Below are 18,563 nucleotides of genomic sequence, written 5' to 3'. Positions count from 1 at the left end.
CCACTTTTGCTTGTTGACAAGACTTAAGTCTCGGATATCTTCGACGTAAGTCAGCCTCCGATGGCTGAACGGACCGCATAACCGATCTTTCCGGAGTCCCCCTGTGGAACGCGTCGTCCAGTTCACCGGCCCCCGTCAGGTGGAGGTCGCCCCGAGCGAGTCAGCTCCCCTGCCCCCTGGCCATCTGCGCGTACGAACCCGCTACTCCGGCATCTCGGCGGGCACCGAGCTCACCGCGTACCGCGGCACCAACCCGTACCTGACCCGCACCTGGGACCCGGAGGCGCGCCTGTTCCGCGAGGGCGCGGCGGGCATCGAGTACCCCGTCGCGGGCTGGGGGTACTCCGAGGTCGGCGAGGTGACGGAAGTCTCACCCGAGCTCACGGACGTCCCCGGCATGCCCGCCGTGGGCGACCTCGTCTGGGGCATCTGGGGCCACCGCAGCGAGGGCGTCGTGCCCGCCGAGCGCATGGCCGGGCACGTGCTCCCGGCCGGCCTGGAGCCGCTGGCCGGTGCCTTCGCCCGCGTCGGGGCGATCGCCTACAACGCCGTCCTCGGCGCCGACGTCCACCTCGGTGAGGACGTCGCCGTCTTCGGCCAGGGCGTCATCGGGCTGCTCACCACCCGGCTCGCCCAGCTGAACGGCGCCCGCGTCACCGCGGTCGACGCGCTCGACGTCCGCCTCGCCAAGGCCGCGGAGTACGGCGCGACGACCACCCTCAACGCCCGCACGGACGCGGTCGCCGAGCGGATCCGCGCCGCCACCGACGGCCGCGGCGCCGACGTCGCCATCGAGATCAGCGGCGCCTACCCGGCGCTGCACGACGCCCTGCGCTCGGTCGCGGTCGGCGGGCGCGTCGTCGCCTCCGGCTTCTACCAGGGCGACGGCGTGGGCCTGCGGCTCGGCGACGAGTTCCACCACAACCGCGTGCAGCTGATCTGCTCCCAGATCGGCGGGGTCCCGCCGCAGCTCAGCGGGCGCTGGAGCGTCGAACGCCTCCAGCAGACCTTCCTGCGGCTGGTCGCCGAGGGGCGCGTCGACGTGGAGTCCCTCGTCAGCCATGTCGTCCCGGTCGCCGACGCGGCCGAAGCCTACGTCCTGCTGGATGAGCGTCCCGCCGACGCGCTCCAGGTCGTCCTGGAGTTCTGAGAGGCCCCTCGATCATGTTCAAGACCGCTTGCCAGGAACAGCTGCTGCCCGGTGACACCCTCCAGCAGAAGTGGGAGTTCGCCCAGGAAGCCGGCTACGACGCCATCGAACTGCGCGGCAAGGGCGACCTCCACTTCCGCGACCGGCTCCCCGAACTGCGCAGGGCCCAGGCCGACGGGGTCGTCATGCCGACCGTCTGCGTCGACATGCTGCACTTCTTCGGCGCCTTCGACCCCGACCTGCGCCGTGACGCCGTCGCCCAGATGAAGTCGCAGCTCAGCGTCATCGCCGAACTCGGCGGCCGCGGGGCCCAGACCCCTGCCTCGTACGGCATGTTCTCCCGCAGGCTGCCGCCCTTCGAGCCGCCGCGCAGCGAGGAGGAGGACCGCGAGGTGCTCCTTGAGGGACTGACGGAACTGGGTGAGCACGCCCGCGCCGAGGGTGTCACGCTCTTCCTGGAGCCCCTCAACCGCTACGAGGACCACATGGTCAACCGGCTGGAGCAGGCCGCCGACCTGATCCGCACCGTGGGTCTGGACTCGGTGCGCATCGGGATCGACAGCTACCACATGAACATCGAGGAGACCGATCCTGCTGCGGCCATCCTGGCCGTGGCACCGCTGATCGGCCACGCCCAGGTCAGCGACTCCAATCGCTTCCAGCCCGGCGCCGGCCACCTGGACTGGCCGGCCTGGCTCGGGGCGCTGGACGCCGCCGGGTACGACGGCTACCTGGCCGCGGAGTGCCGTCTGACCGGTGACCCCGTCGACGCCGTGCGCTCCGTCCCCGCGTTCCTGCACCGGGCCGCCGGATGACGGCCGTCCTGGAACCGGCCCTGCGCTCCCCTGACCGCGAAGGGGACCGGGACTCCGCGCTGCGCCGGGCCGCCGCCCGCGTCCTGCTGTCCAACTGGACGGGCGCGGCGACCGTCCCCTCGCGCACCCTCTACCCGCACCAGTGGAGCTGGGACTCCGCCTTCATCGCCATCGGGCTGGCCCGGCTCGCCCCGCGCAGGGCCCAGCGCGAACTGGAGACCCTGCTGGGGGCGCAATGGCGCGACGGCCGTGTCCCGCACATCGTCTTCAACCCCTCGGTGCCCCTGGACGCGTACTTCCCGAGCCCCGACTTCTGGCGCAGCTCGCGCGCGGGAGCGGCTTCAGGCGCGCCGGCGGACATCGAGACCTCCGGCATCGTCCAGCCGCCGGTGCACGCCCTCGCCGCCTGGCAGGTCCACCTCGCGGACCCGGCCGAGTCCCGGCGCCGCGGTTTCCTGCGCCGGATGTACCCCCGGCTCGCCGCCTGGCACCGCTACCTCGCCGCCTCGCGCGACCTGGGCGGCGGCGGGCTGGCGGCCGTGGTGCACCCCTGGGAGCCCGGCCTGGACAACAGCCCGGTCTGGGACGCGGCGCTCGCCCGGGTCGAACCGGCCCCGCCGGAGTCCTTTCGCAGGGCGGACCTCGACCACAGCGCGCCCGCCGACCGCCCCACCGACCTCGACTACGGCCGCTACGTCCGGCTCGCCGCCGACTACCGCGACCACGGCTACGACGACGCGCGCACCCCGCACGCCTTCGCCCTCGAGGACCCCTGCTTCAACGCCCTGTTCATCGCCTCCGAGCACGCCCTCGCCGAGATCGCCGCGGCCGCCGGCGCGGACCCCGCACCGCACCGCCGGAAGGCGGCCGAGGCCACGGCCGCGCTGGTCGAGCGGCTGTGGGACCCCACCGCGGGCATCTTCCTCGCCCGTGACCTGACGACCGGCGGGGCCGTCGGCGGCCACAGCGTCGCGGGACTCGTACCGCTGGTCGTGCCGGGCCTCCCGGACAGCGTCGTACGGTCGCTGATCGCGACGGCCCACGGCGAGCGCTTCCGGCTCGGCGGGGTGCACCTGGTGCCGAGCTACGACCTCACCGCCCCCGAGTACGACGGCAACCGCTACTGGCGGGGCCCCAGTTGGTTCAACACCGCCTGGCTGGTCCACCGAGGCCTGCGGCAGCACGGCGCGACCGAGGCGGCCGGCGCCCTGCGCGACCAGGCGCTCGACGACGCCTACCGCACCGGCTTCGCCGAGTACGTCGAACCGCACGGCGGCCAGGGCCGCGGCATCCGCCGCTTCAGCTGGACCGCGGCGCTGGCCCTGGACCTGCTGCACCGGACACCCCAAGGAGAGCCCGCCCGATGACCGTCGAACGTCTGCTGGTCCACCGCGGCACCTTCGCCTCCACCAGCCGCTCCGGAGACATCACCGGACGCCGTGGCGACACCCCGGACGGCCTCTTCCTCCGCGACGCCCGGCACCTGAGCCGCTGGCGACTCACCGCGGACGGCGTCACGCCGTCCCTGCTGACCTCCTCCGACGACGGCTTCGTGCTCACCCCTGAGGGCGGCCGGGACGAACCGCCCGCGTACGCGCTCTTCCGCCGCCAGGCCGTCGTGGCGGGTGCGCTCACCGAGCGCGTCCGCGTGGTCAGCAACCGCGCGGAGCCGGCGACGGTGGAGATCGCGCTGGAGGTGGACGCCGACTTCGCGGACCAGTTCGAGCTGCGGGGCGACCACCGGCACTACGACAAGGCCGACGGGCGGCGCACCGCCGAGGACCGGCCGGACGGCGTCACCTTCCGTTACCGGCGCGGCGAGGACTGGGACGCGCGTACCACCGTCACTGCCTCCCCCGCCCCCGCGGAAGTCCGCCCGCTGGCGCCGGAGGGCACCGCGCGCCTGCTCACCTGGCGGCTGTCCCTGCCCGGACACGGTGCGGCCGAGCTCGCCCTGAGCGTCCGGGCGGTGCCCCACGGCGCCGCGGAACCGGACGCTCCCCCGGACCCGATGGCGGTCCGCAACCGGCATGCCGCCGAGGAGGACGGCTTCGTCCAGGCGCGGCCGCGGCCGCGTTCGCTCACCAACTGGGACGAGCTCGCCCGGGCCTGCGCGGCGGGCCTGGCCGACCTGGCCCGGCTCCGCGTACCGGCGACGGGCCCGGCCGGCGAGCCGCTGCTGGTGCCCGCGGCCGGCATCCCCTGGTTCCTCACCCTCTTCGGCCGCGATTCGCTGCTGACCTCGCTGTTCGCGCTGCCGTACCGGCCGGAGCTGGCCGCCGACACCCTGCTCGCGCTGGCGGCCACTCAGGGCACCCGGTACGACGCGGCCCGCCTCGAGCAGCCGGGCAGGATCGTGCACGAGGTCCGGCACGGTGAACTCGCCCACTTCCGGCAGGTGCCGTACGGCCGCTACTACGGCAGTGCCGACGCCACCCCGCTCTTCCTGGTGCTGCTGGAGGCCCACAGCGCGGCGACCGGCGATCCACGGCTCGCGCGGCGCCTGGAGCCGCACGCCCGTGCCGCGGTGGAGTGGATGTTCCGCGACGGCGGGCTGGGCGGGAGCGGCTACCTCCGCTACACCTCCGACGCCGCGCGCGGCGGGCTGGCGCACCAGAACTGGAAGGACTCCGAAGGGGCCATCTGCTTCGCCGACGGCCGCCGGCCCGAGGGCGCGCTCGCCGTCGCCGAGGTCCAGGGCTACGCCTACGACGCCCTGGTCCGCACCGCGCGCTTGGCCCGGACCGTGTGGGGCGACGCCGAGGAGGCGGCCCGGCTCGAGAAGGCCGCGGCGGACCTGCGGGAACGGTTCCGCCGGGACTTCTGGATGAGCGGCCCGGACTTCCCCGCCCTCGCCCTGGACGGCGAGGACCGGCAGGTCGACGCCCTCGCCTCGGACGCCGGGCACCTGCTGTGGTCCGGCATCCTCGACCCGGCCGACGCGCGGACGGTGGGACGGCGCCTGCTGCAGCCCGACTTCTTCTCCGGCTGGGGGGTGCGCACCCTGGCGTCGGGCCAGGCCCCCTACCACCCGCTGTCGTACCACCGCGGCAGCATCTGGCCGCACGACAACGCGGTCGTCGTGCTGGGTCTGGCGCGCAGCGGTCTGGCGGAGGAGGCCTCGCAGATCGCCCACGGGCTGGTCCAGGCGGCCGCCGCGCACGACTGGCGGCTGCCGGAGGTGATGGCCGGGTACGGGCGGGACGAGCACCCGGTCCCCGTGCCGTATCCGCACTCCTGCTCGCCGCAGGCCTGGGCCGCGGCCACGCCCCTGGCCCTGCTCACCGCGCTCAACGGCGGCCCCGAGGCGCTGCGCTGAGACCGGCCGGCACAGCCCGGGCCCCGGGTCACGAGGTGAAGTCGGTGGACAGGGCGAGGTCCCGCCACGTCCCGATCTCACGGGCCACTCCGGCGAGCTTGTCCTCCACGTCGGCGAGGCTGGCCTTGCCCAGCGGGATCCGGGCCGGCATCTCCTCCGCCCGGGCGACGGTGAGGATGGCGGCCGCCGCCTTCACCGGGTCGCCGTCCTGGGCGTGGTTGCTGTCGTCGGCCCAGGCGCGCATGCCTCCCGCGCTCGCCTGGTAGTCCTCGATGACCCGCTCGGTGCGGTGCAGCGAGGAGGAGTCCAGGAAGTCCGTGCGGAACGGGCCGGGCTCGATGGCGGTCGCCTGGATGCCGAGCGGCGCGAGCTCCAGCCGCAGGGCCTCGGTCACGGCCTCGACGGAGAACTTGGTCGCGCAGTACAGGCCCCAGCCCGCCCACCCGACGAAGCCGCCGACGGAGCTCAGGTTGACGATCCGTCCGGAACGCCGGGCCCGCATGACGGGCAGGACGGCACGGGTCACGGTCAGCAGTCCGAAGACGTTGGTGTCGAACACCGCGCGCGCCTCGGCGTCGCTGGTCTCCTCCACCGCGCCGAGCAGGCCCCTGCCCGCGTTGTTGACGAGGACGTCGATGGTGCCGAAGCGCTCGACCGCCGCCTGGACGGCGGCCCGGGCCTGCTCCTCGTCGTTCACGTCGAGCGGTACGGCCAGCAGCCGGTCCGCGTGGGCCGCGAGGGCCTCCTCCACGGCACGGGGGGTACGGGCGGTGGCCACGACGTTGTCGCCCCGCTCGAGGGCCTGCCGGGCGATTTCCAGGCCGAACCCGCGGGATGCGCCGGTGATGAACCACGTCGTCATGGTGATGTGCTCCTCATGATCACTGGGGGTCGTTCTGTCGACGTGTCCCAGCGTGTGCCCGCGGCGAAGGGCGGGCCAGAGAAGGATCAACCGTAGGCGACGGCTTCCTGGGACCGGCAGTACCAGCCAGTTCCGGTCACGGGCGCACGGCGGCGGGGCTCGCCGACCAGGTGGCCAGGAAGCGCAGGGCCTCGTGGGCGGGGGTGCCGGGCTGCGCGGTGTAGACGAAGACGGTCTGGTCCGGGTCGTCGCCCACGACGAGGCTCTGGAAGTCCAGCGTCATGGTGCCGGCCACCGGGTGCCGGAAGGTCTTCTGCCCCGCGGCCCGGGTCCGCACCCGGTGGTCCGACCACCAGCGGCGGAAGTCGGCGTCGGCCTCGGAGAGTTCCTGCACCAGCGCCTTCAGCCGCGGGTCCTGCGGGTCGCGCGCCGCGCCCATGCGGAGGTAGGCGACGCACTCGCGGGCGACGGTCCGCCAGTCCACGTAGAGCTCGCGGAAGGCCGGGTCCAGAAACGCCATGCGCACCAGGTTGCGTTGCGGCTCCGGAACGGCGGCGAAGTCGGCGATCAGCGCCGCGCCCAGCGGGTTCCAGCCCAGGACGTCCAGCCGGTGGCTCAGCAGCAGGGCCGGGTACTCCTGCAGCCCGTCGAGCAGGGTCTGCGTCTGCGGCCGGATGCGCGGCGGCGCGGAGGCGGACGGTTCGGCGCCGGCCGCGGCGACCCGCAGCAGGTAGTCGCGCTCGTCGGGCCGCAGGCGCAGCGCCCGCGCGAGCGACTCCAGCACCGCCGTCGAGACGTGCACCGTACGCCCCTGCTCCAGGCGCACCACGTAGTCCACGCTCACGTTGGCCAGCTGCGCCAGCTCCTCCCGGCGGAGTCCCGGCACCCGGCGGTGCCGCCCGTCGTCCGGCAGGCCCACGTCTCCGGGGTTCACCCGGGAACGGCACGCCCGCAGGAAGTCACCCAGCGTGGTGTTCGAAGCGTTCCGCTGACTCATACGTCGATTATCGACGCTGCGCGTCCATACCGGGATGTCCGCCGGCCGCAGGCCTGCGTGCGGAGTCCCGGGCGGGTCCAGTCTCAGGCCGTGTCCGCGCGGCCCCGGCGAACAGCACCGCGACGTCCTCCCGCCCGGAGCGCCCGGCGACGGCTCGGACCCGGTCCGGCGCCCGACCGTGACGGCGCAGCCGGTGCCGGAGCGGCACCGGCTGCGCACGGTGGTCAGAAGGTCAGGCTCCAGCGGTCGAGGTAGCCGGGGTCGACGGTGAAGATGCCGGGGGTGTTGTCCGTGACCCGCAGCTTCCAGGTGCCGTTGGCGGGGACCGCCGAGGCGTCCACGGTGTACGTGGCGTGCACCTCGCCCTCGCCGGTGTCCCAGTACCAGGGCTTCACCGGGATCTCCGTACCGTTCTCGGCGACCAGGGTGACGATCTGGCCGCCGACCCACGGGTGGACGAGGTCGATCGTCACCTTGAGGTCGCTGGACGCCTTGCCCTTGCGGCCGGTCACGATCAGCGGCGACTCGATCGTCTTCCAGTTGGGGATGTCGTAGCGGGCGGGGTTGACGAAGAAGCGCCCGCCGGAGGCCAGGACGGGCCAGTCGATTCGCACCGTGCGCTTGGCCTTGTGCTGCGCGGTGTTCTCGACGGTGATGGCCGTCTTGTAGGTGCCGGCCTTCTTCGGCGTGCCGCTGATCAGGCCGGTGCGCGCGTTGATGGACAGGCCCTTGGGCAGCTTGTGCGCGGAGTAGACCAGCCGCCCGGGGCTGGAGCCCACCGCCTCGATCTGACGGGTCATCGGCTGACCGACGGCCACGGGGCGGGTGGAGGGGGTCACGATGGCGATGTGGTTGACGTAGCGGGCGCCGACGTTGACCGCCGCCCAGGCGTTGCCGACGGCCTCGTAGGTGTCGCTGCCCTGCCCGAACAGGTCGGCGGCCGCCTGGAGGGTGGCGCTGCGGGCGCCGGCGTAGTCGGTGCTGCTGGTCATGTAGGTCGTCAGCGCCCGGTACCAGATGTCGGTCGCGTTGTCCCGGCCGATGCCGGCGACCGGCAGGCCGTCGAAGGTGGGGCTGTCGTAGGCGACGCCGTTGATGCTCTTCTTCCCGCTGCCCTCGGAGAGGAGGTAGAAGAAGTGGTTCGCCGGGCCGGAGCTGTGGTGGACGTCCTCCTTCTTGAGCTGCGGCGTCCAGTAGTCCAGCGACGTGCCCTTGACGGGGTCGGCGTCCTTGGACGGCTGGTCCATGTAGCGCAGCGGCTTGCCGGTGCCGCGGACGTCGGCGAGTTCGCCCATCATGTAGTCGGGGACGTCGGCGGGGTTGTCGGCGGCGAACTCCACGGCCGTGGCCATGATGTCGCTGGTCGCCTCGTTGAGGCCGCCGGACTCCCCGATGTAGGTGAGGTTGGCGGTGGCGAAGGTGACGCCGTGCGTCATCTCATGGGCGGCGATGTCGAGTTCGGTGAGCGGGTGCTCGTTGCCGCGGCCGTCGCCGTACGTCATGCAGAAGCAGCCGTCGTCCCAGAAGGCGTTGGCGTACGAGTCGCCGTAGTGGACGCGGGAGAACGCCCCGACACCGTTGTCGGCGATGCCGTTGCGGCCGAAGCGCCCCTTGTAGAAGTCCCAGGTCTCGCGCTGGCCGTAGGCGGCGTCCACGGCGGCGGTCTGGCGGTCGGCGACCGTCCCGTCGCCCCAGACGTCGTCGTCGTCGGTGAGCAGGTTGCCGATCCCGCCGACGCCGGTCAGGTCGTACGTCTTGTGCCCGCCTCGCTCGGTGTCGGTCAGCTCGTAGACGCCGCCATTGTTCACGGTGCCGATCTGCACCTGCCCGCTGTACTGGCTGTTGCCGGTGCCCGAGCGGATCTCCTCGACGCTCTGGAGCTCCTTGCCGGTCGCGGCGTCGGTGACGACGTTCAGCCGGCTCGGGGTCCCGTCCTGCTGGGTGCCGGTGACGGAGGACTGCCAGGCGAGCGTGGGCTTGCCGTCGCCGAGGAAGACGACCAGACGAGGGGCGCCGTCCGCCGCCGGGTCCTGGGTCCGCTCGCTCTTGGCGGCGGAGAGGGCGGACTTCTTCGCCTTCGCGGCGCTGACGGCGGCCTTCGTCGTCGGCACCGTGACCCGGGCCGGCGACGCCTTGCTGACGGTGCGTGCGCCCGCCCGCTCGTGGACCACCAGGTCGCCGCCGACGACCGGGAGCCCGGCGTAGGTGCGCTCGTAACGGGTGTGCACCGTGCCGTCGGCGTCCTTGATGACGTCCTTGGGTATCAGCGCTTCCTTGTCGCCCAGTTGGAGGGCGCGGGCGGTGGTGCTGCGCCCGTCGGACGCGGCCTTGAGCAGCTGCTTGCGCTGCGCGGCGGAAAGGGCGACGGAGCGCGCCCCGGGCCGGGACTCCGCGACGATCTTGCGCGGTGCCGTCCCGTCGCCCTCGGGCGCGGCGGCGGCGCCGGTGGCCGGGAGGAGGGGGGTCAGCAGAGCGGCCAGGGTCACGGCGGCGGTCGCCGCGACGCGGCCGCGTGCTCCGCGCGCACGGCGGGTGGGAGAGGGATTCGGCGGTGAACTGGCGCCCGTGACAGCGGGATGGTTCGTCACTCGTGGAGCTCCTTGTGCCCGGCCGCGTGAACGGCCGTTGGGGACGGGAACATTGGAGGCCCTTGATGCCTCCGCGAGGTGACGTGCGAGTGATGCCCGCACGACCTGGGGGATCGTTTCAGCATGTTCGTCCACTGTCATCACTGCGGAGATCATTGTCCGAAAGTCGGTCAGCCACTCATCGTGGGAGCGGTCCCACGGCGAGCCGACCACGTGCGGATTTACGGTGCGGCAACAGTGAAGTGACGAAGCCGAGCGATCAGTTTCAGCCACGGTGGCGGACACGCCACACCGCCCGGATGATGCGGATCTGCGGACCTTTTCCCTGATCAATGCGGGGCCGGTGGGGCCGTCGGCGGCGTCGGGCGGCTCAACTCGGCGGTGCCGCCGAAAATTTCGAGCCAGCTCCCCGCGGGCCGCGGGGCGGGGCCGCTACTCCTCCTCGGCGGCCGGGACGGCGTATCCGGGCACGGACGGCCAGCGGACGGTCAGCACCGTCGAGTCCTCCTCCGCCACCCACGAGTGGTCCACGCCCTTGCCCCAGACGACGTAGTCCCCCTGACGCGCCAGCACCACGGACCGCCCGGGGAAGTCGACCCGGAACCGCCCGCTGACGAGGACCTGCAGCGCCGTCCGCTCCTCGCCGCGCACCCACTCCCCGCGCTCGTCCCCCGCCGGATGGACGCCCCACTTGATCTCCACGGCGTCACTGTGCCGGGGGTCGCCCGCCTCCTTGAAGTGCCCCAGCAGCCACCCCTTGTCGAGCGGCGCGTCCTCACCGGCATTGCCCACGTAAACGCTGTCGTCCATGGCCGGGACGCTAACACCGCGGCGCGACCGTCCCCGGCGCCCGGCGGTGTGCGTGCCTCAGTCCGCCTCGCGGGGTTCGCCCATCGCCATCTCGGCCGTCACGGCCCACCGTTCGTGGCCCCGCCAGGCGCCGTCCAGGTACTGGAAGCGCGGGGAGTACCCCTCGCGCTCGAAGCCCAGCCGCTCCACCAGCCTGATCGACGCCACGTTCGCGGGCTGGATGTTGGCCTCCAGCCGGTGCAGGCCGAGGTCGCCGAAGGCGTACGCCATCACCAACCGCAGCCCCTCCGTCATGTAGCCGCGACCCGCGGTCGACGCGTACGCGACGTAGCCGAGGGCACCACTCTGAATGGTGCCCCTGACGATGTCGTTGATGTTGACCCCGCCGACGATGGCGCCGGTCCCGGGGAGGCAGATCACGAATCCCTCGTGCGTCGGGTGGTCGAAGCGCCCGACCCAGGCACCGAAGGACTCGGGCGTGTGCTCCCACGCGGGCACCCAGGGCGCGTGCAGTGCGGCGCTCTCCCGGGAGAGCGCGCCGATCTCTTCGTGGTCCCGTGCGGTGATCCGCCGGATGGCAACCCGGGGGCCGTGCGTGAGGAAGGTGTCGTCAGCCATCGCGCGATCGTAGTGCCGCCGGCCCCCGTGGTACCGCTTCCCGACGAACGGCGTTCACCCGCGGGCCATCTGTGCGTGGACGCCCGCGGTGCGCGCCGGAGGGCCGGCCGGCCGCCGGTCTGCCGCTGTCGTCGTCGCCGTTTCCGGGGGAAACACCCTCACGTTCAGAGCGATTCGCCGGGCCGCAGGTACCGGTAGCCGTGGTCGGTCCGTTCCGCGAGCCAGCCGTTGACGCTACTGAGGCCGCGCTCGTTGATCTGGCCGTCGTGGATCCCGAACGCCCGGCGCGGTGCGACCGCGTTGACGAAGCCGATCGCCTCGGTCGTCTTCAGCCAGGAGGCCTGGAGCGGAACCATGAGCGTCTCGATCGGCTGCCCGGGCACGTGCAGGGCGTCACCGGGGTGGTAGACGGCGTCGTCGATGACGTAACCGAGGTTGGCGCAGGCGGGCCGGCCCGCGTGGACGGGCGCGTGACGGCCGCCGACCGCGCGCACGCGGAAACCCGCGGCGGTGAACTCCGCACCGGGGGTGACCCGGATCGCCTCCAGCCGGGGGACGTCCGCGTCGGCGGGGGCGTGGACCGGTACGCCGAGCCCGGCCAGGCGCAGGACGTCGACGTGGTCGATGTGCTCGTGCGTCACGAGTACGGCGTCCGCCCCGGTCAGCGCGGCCGGCTCGCTCCACGTCCCGGGGTCGACGACGAGTACGCGCCCCTCGTGCTCGATGCGCACGCAAGCGTGGGTGTACTTGGTGATCCGCATGGCCCGAACGTAGCGGAGCCCGGACGGCCGTGTGGTTGGATCGCACCGCACCGCATCCGAGCACCCGCCGGGAGGGCACGATGGGGACCCGCGCCGTTCTCTTCGCCTTGGACGAAACCGACTCCGCACGCATTCTGGCCTGCGAGGACGACGACGCGCTGGCCGCGGTCGTCGAGGAGATCGAGGAGCGCTGGGACAGCGACCACCTGTGCGAACTCGACTCGTCATGGGACGCGTTGCACCGGTGCTTCACGGACGGTGACCTGAGCTTCGACAACGGCGAATTCCCCCTGTCGCACGTCATCCTCGGCGGGGTACCGCTCCACGAAGAGGACGACTACATCGTCTGCCACGTCACCGCGGACCAGGTTCGAGGGGTCGCGGCGGCCCTGGAGCCGCTGGACGCCGCGTGGCTGCGCGAGCGCTTCGCCACGCTCACCTTCGAGGCCTACCAGGGCACCGGCGACGCGGAGGACCTGGCCTACACCGAGGCGTTCCTGCCCGGGCTGAAGGACTTCTACCGGGCGGCGGCACGGGAGGGCCGTGCCGTGATCTTCACCGTCGACCAGTAGGCGTCGAGGAGCGGGCGGGGCGGGCTGGGCGACCGGTGCGCCGGGCCCCCTCGGCCAGGCGCCGCGCGGCGGTCCGCGCGCCGTCCGTGCGGACGGTGCCGGCGACGGACCGGGCCCGCTCGGCCACCTCCGGGGCGAGGGCGGCGCGAAGCGCCGTGCGCAGCGGCTCCGCTGCGGGGGCGCCGGCGGGAGGGGCGCTGCCGATGCCGAGCCGGGCGACGCGGCCCGCAAAGTAGAACTGGTCGAACATCTGCGGGAGGACGACCTGCGGTGTCCCCGCGGCCGTTGCCGCGGTGGTCGTGCCGGCGCCGCCGTGGTGCATCACCGCGGCGACGCGCGGGAAGAGCGCCCGCTGGTTCACCTCGCCGATCGTCAAGCAGTCGGGACCGTCGTCCACGGGCGCCAGATCGGCCCAGCCCCGGGACACGATGACGCGTCGTCCGAGCGCGCGGGCGGTGCCGATCACCGTGCCGGCGACGCCGTCCGGTGCGCGCACGCTGCCGAAGCCGCAGTAGACGGGTGGCTCCCCGGAGTCCAGGAACGCCTCCACCTCGGGGGACAGCGGCCGGTCGTCCGGGAGCAGCCAGGCGCCCGTCTGGAGCACGTCGAGTGCTGCGGACGGCTGGGGCCAGGGGGCCAGCACCGGATCCGCGGCGAGCCACGGGGAGGCGGTGAAGATGTGGGCGCGCACGTCCTCGGCCGGCGGCAGTCCGGCGGCGGCGCGGCGGGCGTTGAGGGGGCCGGCCCACAGGGCGTTCCAGCGTGCGGCGTCCTCGGCCCAGAGCGCGCGGTGGTCGGCGTTCCCGGCCGCGGGTTGCTGCCCGAGCATGCCGAAGACGGGCGGTGCGTGCCGCTCGGAGGGCAGGGTGACGGGGGCGAACGCCGCGTACACGTAGCAGATGCCCCGCTGTTCGGCCACCGAGCGGGCGGCGACGGCCAGGGCCCCGCCCGCCACGACGGCGTCGCAGCCCTCGGCGGCCGCGCCCACGGCCTCGAACTGCGTGGCGACCGTGCCCTCGATCATCAGGCGCCGTTGCTCCGGCGTCGGAACGGCTCCGGCACTCTGCTTCGCGGTCCCGCGCAGTTCGGGTCCGACGGGCACGTACGTGATTCCCAGGGATCCTGCCCACTCACGGAAATCGGGAGGCGCGCACACCACCACCTCATGCCCCATGGCCTTCAATTCCACCGCCAGCGCGACCAGTGGCTGGACTTCGCCGCGCGTCCCGATCGTGGACAACAGAAAACGCATCTCGCTCCCGTCCTGCGCCATTCCCCGGCGCGTGAGGAGCGATTTTCGCCCCCTGTGGGGGCCTTGCGGCAAGACCTCCCGTGCGCTATACGGTGGAAACGCCGGAAGGGGACGCCATGCGTGCCGGATTTCATCGAGTCCCTCCCGCACGGCGGATTGCGCCGCACCTTCCCGGCGACCTCGGAACCCATCGCGACCGCGTGCTCGCCATCCCTGCCTGAAACGTTCTCATCTCACGGTCCGCACCCGCCGCGGAGGTCCGGCACAAGCCGTGGCACGCCTGCTCCTGACGGCGGCGCAGGCCTCCCCCACCACACCCGTCGAGGTTCGCGGCCGCCGGGACCTTGCCCCCACCCGGGACCTCGCTGTAGCCTCCGCGGAGATTGAAACGGTTCAATGCACGGTTCGATCAGCAGCGCGTTGCATCTCGGCACTGATCACTCCGGGATGAAAGGCACCTCCACCTCTCACTCCGGGGAGCTACGGAACCATGCACGACGACAGCAACCGCCCCGAGGCCGGCGGGGTTTCCCGTCGCAGCCTCCTCATCGCCACCGCCGTCGCGGGAACCGCGGCGGCCCTGGCCCCCGCACTGCCCGCTGCCGCCGCCGAGGCGCGGACCGGGACGGCGGGCGCGGGCGGCGCGGCGGGCGCGTTCGCCGCGCCGGGGAGCGCGGTGCGGCCGAAGTTCCGCTGGTGGTGGCCGGACGGGCTGGTTGACCCCGACGAGATCAGACGCGAGGTCGACCAGATCGCCGACGCCGGGTTCGGCGGCGCCGAGATCGCCGCCGTCCACCACAGCGTGAAGGACACCTCCGTCCTGGACACCGAGCACCACGGCTGGGGCAGCCCCGCCTGGGTCGCCGGCGTCCACGCGGCCCTGGACCAGGCCCGCCGCAGGGGCGTCACCATCGACCTCACCATCGGCCCCAGCTGGCCCGCGGCCGTCCCCGGGATCACCCCCGACAGCGATGCCGCGGTGCAGGAACTCGCCCTCGGCGCCGTCACCGTGGCCGCCGGAACGGCCTACTCGGGCCCCGTGCCGGCCCCCGCCGCGGCCCCCGCGTCCGGGGTCACCCGGCAGCGGCTGCTGGGCCTGCTGGCCACCCGGATCGCCCCCGAGAACGCCACCCGCAAGGAGACCGGCCTGGACCGCGCGAGCGTCCAGGACCTCACCGAGCACGTCGCCGACGGCGCCGTGGACTGGACCGCGCCCGGCGGGGGCGACTGGGTGCTCACCGCCTTCTGGCAGCGCGGCACCGGGCAGACCCCCGAGGGCGGTCCGCACACCTCGCCCACCGCGTACGTCGTGGACCACTTCAGCGCGGCCGGCACCGCCGCCGTCACCGGTTTCTGGGAGCGCAACCTGCTCACGAAGGAGATCAGGGGCCTCCTCAAGAGCGCCGGCGGCGTCCTGTTCGAGGACTCCCTGGAGATCGAGACCAAGGCGCTGCCCTGGACCCCCGGGCTGCCCGCCGCCTTCGAGGAGCGCAACGGCTACCCGCTGCTGCCCGTCCTGCCGGTCATCGCGATGAGCGGCGGCAACCAGGTCTACGCCTACGACGCCGTCGCGACCCGCCAGATACGGCACGACTTCTGGGACACCGTCAGCGACCTGTACAACACCCACCACCTCACGGCGCTGCGCGGCTGGGCGCACTCGCTGGGCCTGGGGATGCGCGCGCAGCCGTACGGCCTGCAGACCGACGCCATCCGGTCCGCCGCGCTGCTGGACATCCCCGAGGGCGAGTCGCTGGGCTTCAAGAACCTCGACGACTACCGCTGCCTGGCCGGCGGCCGGGACATGGCGGGCCACACGGTGCTGTCCTGCGAGGCAGGCGCCTACACCGGCTCCGCGTACAGCACCACGTGGGATAAGTTCCTGCGCACCATGGGCGGCGCGTACGCGGCCGGCGTCAACCAGACCGTCGTGCACGGCTTCTCGTACGCCACGCTGCCCGGGGTGAAGTGGCCCGGCTACGCGGCCTTCACCCCGTACAACGGCACCGTCGGCTACGGCGAGTCCTGGGGCCCGCGGCACCCGACGTGGCGGCACGTCACCGACGTGTCCGGGTACCTGTCCCGGGTGCACCACGCCATGCAGCGCGGCACCTCCCGGATCGACGTCGCCGTCTTCCGGCAGACCGGCTACACCGCGACGGGCATCGGCGCGTCCTGGTTCACCTCGACGGGCGTGCCGCTCGGCTGGACCCACCAGTTCCTCAGCGGGCCCCTGCTGGACCTTCCGTCGGCGAAGGTCCGCGACGGCCGGCTGGCCCCCGACGGCCCCGCCTACCGGGCGCTGTTCGTCGAGGGCGACTTCTTCTCCGGCTCGGCGGTCACCCTCACCCTCCCGGACGCGCGCCACCTGCTGCGCCTGACACGGGCCGGGCTGCCGGTCGTCCTGCTCGGCGACTGGACGACGGTCACGACGCCCGGCGTGGAGGACGACTCCACCCTGCAGCAACTCCGCGCGCTCGTCACCGAGTTGCTGGCTCAGCCGCGGGTCCGGCAGGTCACCGACAAGACGGCGGTGGGTCAGGCCCTCACGGACCTCGGTCTGGTGCCCGACGTGAGCTACGCCGTGCCCTCGACGCTGCTCACGATGCACCGCTTCGACGAGGGCGTCGACTGGTTCTACCTCGTCAACGGCAAGCACGCCGAGACCGTGAAGCCCCCCGTCGCCGCGATCGACCACGCCGTCACGGTACGCCGCACCCGCTCGGGCGCGGTGCCGTACCTGCTGGACCCGTGGACGGGCGAGGCCCGGCCGCTGGCCCTGTACGCGCAGGACGGCGACCTGTTCACCTTCCGGGTGGCGCTGCAGCCGGCCGAGTCGATGGTCGTGGCCTTCGCGCCGCCGGGACGGTTCCACGGCAAGCCCGGCCGTACCCACGCCGTCACCACGGACGCGGACGACGTGCGCTTCGACGACGGCCGGCTCGTCCTGCGCGCCCGCGCCGCCGGCACCTACACCACGACGCTGTCGCGCGGGGGGTCGGTCGGCACCGTCGTCGGGGAGGTGCCCGCGCCCCGGGAGCTCACCTCCTGGACCCTGGACGCGGAGGACTGGCGTCCCGGCGCGGACCCGGACCGCACCACCGTCGTCCGGCACCGGATCGCCCTCGCCGCCCTGGCGCCGTGGAACGCCATCCCGGAACTCACGGACGCCGCCGGCATCGGCCGCTACCGCGCCACCGTCGAACTCGACCGGTCCTGGAGCGGCGACCTCGGCGCCCTGCTCGACCTCGGCGAGGTCACCGACACCTTCCGGGTCAGCGTCAACGGGCGGCCGGCACCGGTCACCAGCCACATCAACCCCGTGGTGGACCTCGGCGGGCTGCTCCGCCGCGGCAGCAACACGATCGAGGTCGAGGTGGCCACGCCGCTGCTCAACCGGCTGCGCGTCAGCGACCCGTCCGTGTACGGCGGTGCCGCCTCGCAGCGCACCGGGCTCGTCGGGCCGGTGCGGCTGGTCCCCTACGCCCAGGCCGTGGTGGGCCGGGACTGACGGGTCCCGGTCCCGTCCCCGGGGTTCCCTGCCGGCCGCCGCACGACCGGCAGGGCACCCCGGGCACCTGGTTCAATGGCCGCGGAGGTGAGGGACCATGGTGTCCACCGACCGGCTGCTCGCGTTCGCGGCGATGTCCCTGCTCGTCATCGTCATCCCCGGGCCCAGCGTGCTCTTCGTCATCGGCCGCGCCCTGGCGCACGGCCGCCGCACCGCCCTCGCGTCGGTGCTGGGCAACTTCATCGGCTCGTACCTGCTGGTGGTGGCCGTGGCGTTCGGCCTGGGCTCGCTGATCGAGCGGTCCCTGACGCTCTTCCTGGTGGTGAAACTGGCCGGCGCCGCCTACCTCGTCTTCCTCGGCGTGAAGGCGTTCCGGCACCGCCGGGAGCTGACGGTCGGCGCGATGGACGCCCCCGACCGGGCGGCCCGCGGCAACCTGCGGACCGTCGCGGACGGCCTCGCGGTCGGGGTCACCAACCCCAAGGGCATCGTCTTCTTCGCCGCCGTGCTCCCCCAGTTCGTGGACCACTCCGCCGGGTCGTTGCCCGCGCAGATGCTGCTCCTCGGCCTCGTCCCCATCGGCATCGGCCTCGTCAGCGACACCCTGTGGGGCCTGACCGCCTCCGCCGCCCGCGTCTGGCTGGGCCGCTCCGACCGCCGCCTGTCCGCGATCGGCGGCGCCGGCGGGCTGGCGATGATCGGCCTCGGCGTGACCGTGGCCGCGACCGGGCGCGCGGACTGACGGGCCGGTACCCGGCCCGTTCAGACGTGAGCCCTGATCTGCCGGACGGGGTGGCCGAGCGCTTCACCGACGGCGGCCAGTTCGTCGTCGCCGAACCAGTCACGGCGGGGGTTCCACACGGCGATCTCGAAGCGCGCGAACCCGCACGGCCAGTCGTAGTGCAGTTCGTCCAGCAACGTGGCACCCCCGCAGCACGGGACGTCGACCGACAGCGTCACGAAGCCTTCGTCCCGGTGCGCGTCCAACACCTCCGACCACCAGGCGGTGTCGACGAGGCCACCGCACAACGGGCACCCGATGGCGACCAGATTGCCGCCGCACTCGACCGGCGTGATGGTGTCGTACCGGCTGACCTCGATCTCGATGTCCGCACCGTCGGGGTCCTCGGGTTCCAACGAGGCGACGAGGGCGACGGCACGCTCTGCCGCATCAGGGTCGGGCTGCCACCGGGGGTCGGTCGGTATGACCGACAGGAGGTCATCGCTCACGGCTGTCGCTTCCTGCTTCCGGGCTCACGGGATCCCGCGGGGGACACGTGAACGCTATCGGCCGCCCCTGACACAACC

General features: G+C 73.2%; 15 protein-coding genes. 7 read left to right on the top strand and 8 right to left on the bottom strand.

Translation table 11 applies throughout. The features are described from left to right. Window positions 1-103 precede the first annotated feature (103 nt). From AC1VWI_RS39330 to AC1VWI_RS39315, 4 genes are read left to right on the top strand one after another with little or no spacing between them, the layout of a single operon-like run. Window positions 104-1,150 carry a zinc-dependent alcohol dehydrogenase gene (locus AC1VWI_RS39330; RefSeq protein ID WP_499515824.1) on the top strand — a complete coding sequence of 349 codons (1,047 nt, stop codon included), beginning with the start codon at window positions 104-106 and terminating at the stop codon, window positions 1,148-1,150. 14 nt (window positions 1,151-1,164) lie between these two features. Continuing rightward, window positions 1,165-1,965, top strand: coding sequence for a sugar phosphate isomerase/epimerase family protein (locus tag AC1VWI_RS39325; protein WP_499515823.1), 801 nt, complete (start codon window positions 1,165-1,167; stop codon window positions 1,963-1,965). After that, window positions 1,962-3,332 carry an MGH1-like glycoside hydrolase domain-containing protein gene (locus AC1VWI_RS39320; RefSeq protein WP_499515822.1) on the top strand — a complete coding sequence of 457 codons (1,371 nt, stop codon included), beginning with the start codon at window positions 1,962-1,964 and terminating at the stop codon, window positions 3,330-3,332. Before AC1VWI_RS39325 ends, AC1VWI_RS39320 begins: the two co-directional genes overlap by 4 nt. After that, window positions 3,329-5,284 (top strand): amylo-alpha-1,6-glucosidase, encoded by a 1,956-nt coding sequence (locus tag AC1VWI_RS39315; RefSeq protein ID WP_499515821.1) that lies wholly within the window; start codon window positions 3,329-3,331, stop codon window positions 5,282-5,284. The genes AC1VWI_RS39320 and AC1VWI_RS39315 overlap by 4 nt, the downstream gene beginning before the upstream one ends. Before the next feature lie 28 nt (window positions 5,285-5,312). Here the strand turns inward: AC1VWI_RS39315 and AC1VWI_RS39310 are convergent, their stop codons facing one another. The 6 genes from AC1VWI_RS39310 to AC1VWI_RS39285 all read right to left on the bottom strand — a co-directional run bounded on the left by AC1VWI_RS39310 (window position 5,313) and on the right by AC1VWI_RS39285 (window position 11,920). Then, window positions 5,313-6,146 carry an oxidoreductase gene (locus AC1VWI_RS39310; protein ID WP_499515820.1) on the bottom strand — a complete coding sequence of 278 codons (834 nt, stop codon included), beginning with the start codon at window positions 6,144-6,146 and terminating at the stop codon, window positions 5,313-5,315. 136 nt (window positions 6,147-6,282) lie between these two features. Continuing rightward, window positions 6,283-7,143: a helix-turn-helix transcriptional regulator gene (locus AC1VWI_RS39305; RefSeq protein WP_499515819.1), complete on the bottom strand. Its 861-nt coding sequence runs from the start codon at window positions 7,141-7,143 to the stop codon at window positions 6,283-6,285. A gap of 224 nt (window positions 7,144-7,367) precedes the next feature. Continuing rightward, a complete protein-coding gene (locus AC1VWI_RS39300; RefSeq protein WP_499515818.1) occupies window positions 7,368-9,629 on the bottom strand; it encodes a M4 family metallopeptidase in 2,262 nt (753 codons plus the stop codon). Between the two features lie 534 nt (window positions 9,630-10,163). Beyond that, the gene (locus AC1VWI_RS39295; RefSeq protein ID WP_499515817.1) at window positions 10,164-10,541 is read right to left on the bottom strand and encodes a cupin domain-containing protein; all 378 of its coding nucleotides are present in this window, start codon (window positions 10,539-10,541) and stop codon (window positions 10,164-10,166) included. Window positions 10,542-10,598: 57 nt separating this feature from the next. After that, a complete protein-coding gene (locus AC1VWI_RS39290; RefSeq protein ID WP_499515816.1) occupies window positions 10,599-11,159 on the bottom strand; it encodes a GNAT family N-acetyltransferase in 561 nt (186 codons plus the stop codon). A gap of 164 nt (window positions 11,160-11,323) precedes the next feature. Further along, the gene (locus tag AC1VWI_RS39285; RefSeq protein WP_499515815.1) at window positions 11,324-11,920 is read right to left on the bottom strand and encodes an MBL fold metallo-hydrolase; all 597 of its coding nucleotides are present in this window, start codon (window positions 11,918-11,920) and stop codon (window positions 11,324-11,326) included. An 80-nt stretch (window positions 11,921-12,000) separates the two neighbouring features. Here AC1VWI_RS39285 and AC1VWI_RS39280 point away from each other — a divergent pair, with 80 nt between their 5' ends. Further along, window positions 12,001-12,492, top strand: coding sequence for a YfbM family protein (locus tag AC1VWI_RS39280; protein ID WP_499515814.1), 492 nt, complete (start codon window positions 12,001-12,003; stop codon window positions 12,490-12,492). Here AC1VWI_RS39280 and AC1VWI_RS39275 read toward each other — a convergent pair. After that, entirely contained in the window at window positions 12,476-13,744 is a 1,269-nt protein-coding gene (locus tag AC1VWI_RS39275) for a glycosyltransferase (protein ID WP_499515813.1), read from the bottom strand. The genes AC1VWI_RS39280 and AC1VWI_RS39275 overlap by 17 nt on opposite strands. Window positions 13,745-14,234: 490 nt before the next feature. On the opposite strand from AC1VWI_RS39275, the gene AC1VWI_RS39270 reads away from it, so the two are divergent. Beyond that, on the top strand, window positions 14,235-17,255 hold the full coding sequence (locus tag AC1VWI_RS39270) for a glycosyl hydrolase (RefSeq protein WP_499515812.1): 3,021 nt from the start codon (window positions 14,235-14,237) through the stop codon (window positions 17,253-17,255). Between the two features lie 97 nt (window positions 17,256-17,352). Beyond that, on the top strand, window positions 17,353-17,997 hold the full coding sequence (locus AC1VWI_RS39265) for a LysE family translocator (protein WP_499515811.1): 645 nt from the start codon (window positions 17,353-17,355) through the stop codon (window positions 17,995-17,997). A gap of 20 nt (window positions 17,998-18,017) precedes the next feature. Here AC1VWI_RS39265 and AC1VWI_RS39260 read toward each other — a convergent pair whose 3' ends face one another. After that, window positions 18,018-18,485 (bottom strand): hypothetical protein, encoded by a 468-nt coding sequence (locus tag AC1VWI_RS39260; RefSeq protein WP_499515810.1) that lies wholly within the window; start codon window positions 18,483-18,485, stop codon window positions 18,018-18,020. Window positions 18,486-18,563 lie beyond the last annotated feature (78 nt).

This window comes from Streptomyces sp. TOM-9 (genome assembly GCF_056858595.1).
Note: the sequence above shows the minus strand (reverse complement) of the source record. Positions and strands in the feature narration are given on the sequence as shown.

Coding starts and splice junctions, on each gene's coding strand:
- AC1VWI_RS39325 (WP_499515823.1), top strand. CDS start 1,165: ATGTTCAAGACCGCTTGCCAGGAACAGCTGCTGCCCGGTGACACCCTC.
- AC1VWI_RS39320 (WP_499515822.1), top strand. CDS start 1,962: ATGACGGCCGTCCTGGAACCGGCCCTGCGCTCCCCTGACCGCGAAGGG.
- AC1VWI_RS39315 (WP_499515821.1), top strand. CDS start 3,329: ATGACCGTCGAACGTCTGCTGGTCCACCGCGGCACCTTCGCCTCCACC.
- AC1VWI_RS39310 (WP_499515820.1), bottom strand. CDS start 6,146: ATGACGACGTGGTTCATCACCGGCGCATCCCGCGGGTTCGGCCTGGAA.
- AC1VWI_RS39305 (WP_499515819.1), bottom strand. CDS start 7,143: ATGAGTCAGCGGAACGCTTCGAACACCACGCTGGGTGACTTCCTGCGG.
- AC1VWI_RS39295 (WP_499515817.1), bottom strand. CDS start 10,541: ATGGACGACAGCGTTTACGTGGGCAATGCCGGTGAGGACGCGCCGCTC.
- AC1VWI_RS39290 (WP_499515816.1), bottom strand. CDS start 11,159: ATGGCTGACGACACCTTCCTCACGCACGGCCCCCGGGTTGCCATCCGG.
- AC1VWI_RS39285 (WP_499515815.1), bottom strand. CDS start 11,920: ATGCGGATCACCAAGTACACCCACGCTTGCGTGCGCATCGAGCACGAG.
- AC1VWI_RS39280 (WP_499515814.1), top strand. CDS start 12,001: ATGGGGACCCGCGCCGTTCTCTTCGCCTTGGACGAAACCGACTCCGCA.
- AC1VWI_RS39275 (WP_499515813.1), bottom strand. CDS start 13,744: ATGCGTTTTCTGTTGTCCACGATCGGGACGCGCGGCGAAGTCCAGCCA.
- AC1VWI_RS39270 (WP_499515812.1), top strand. CDS start 14,235: ATGCACGACGACAGCAACCGCCCCGAGGCCGGCGGGGTTTCCCGTCGC.
- AC1VWI_RS39265 (WP_499515811.1), top strand. CDS start 17,353: ATGGTGTCCACCGACCGGCTGCTCGCGTTCGCGGCGATGTCCCTGCTC.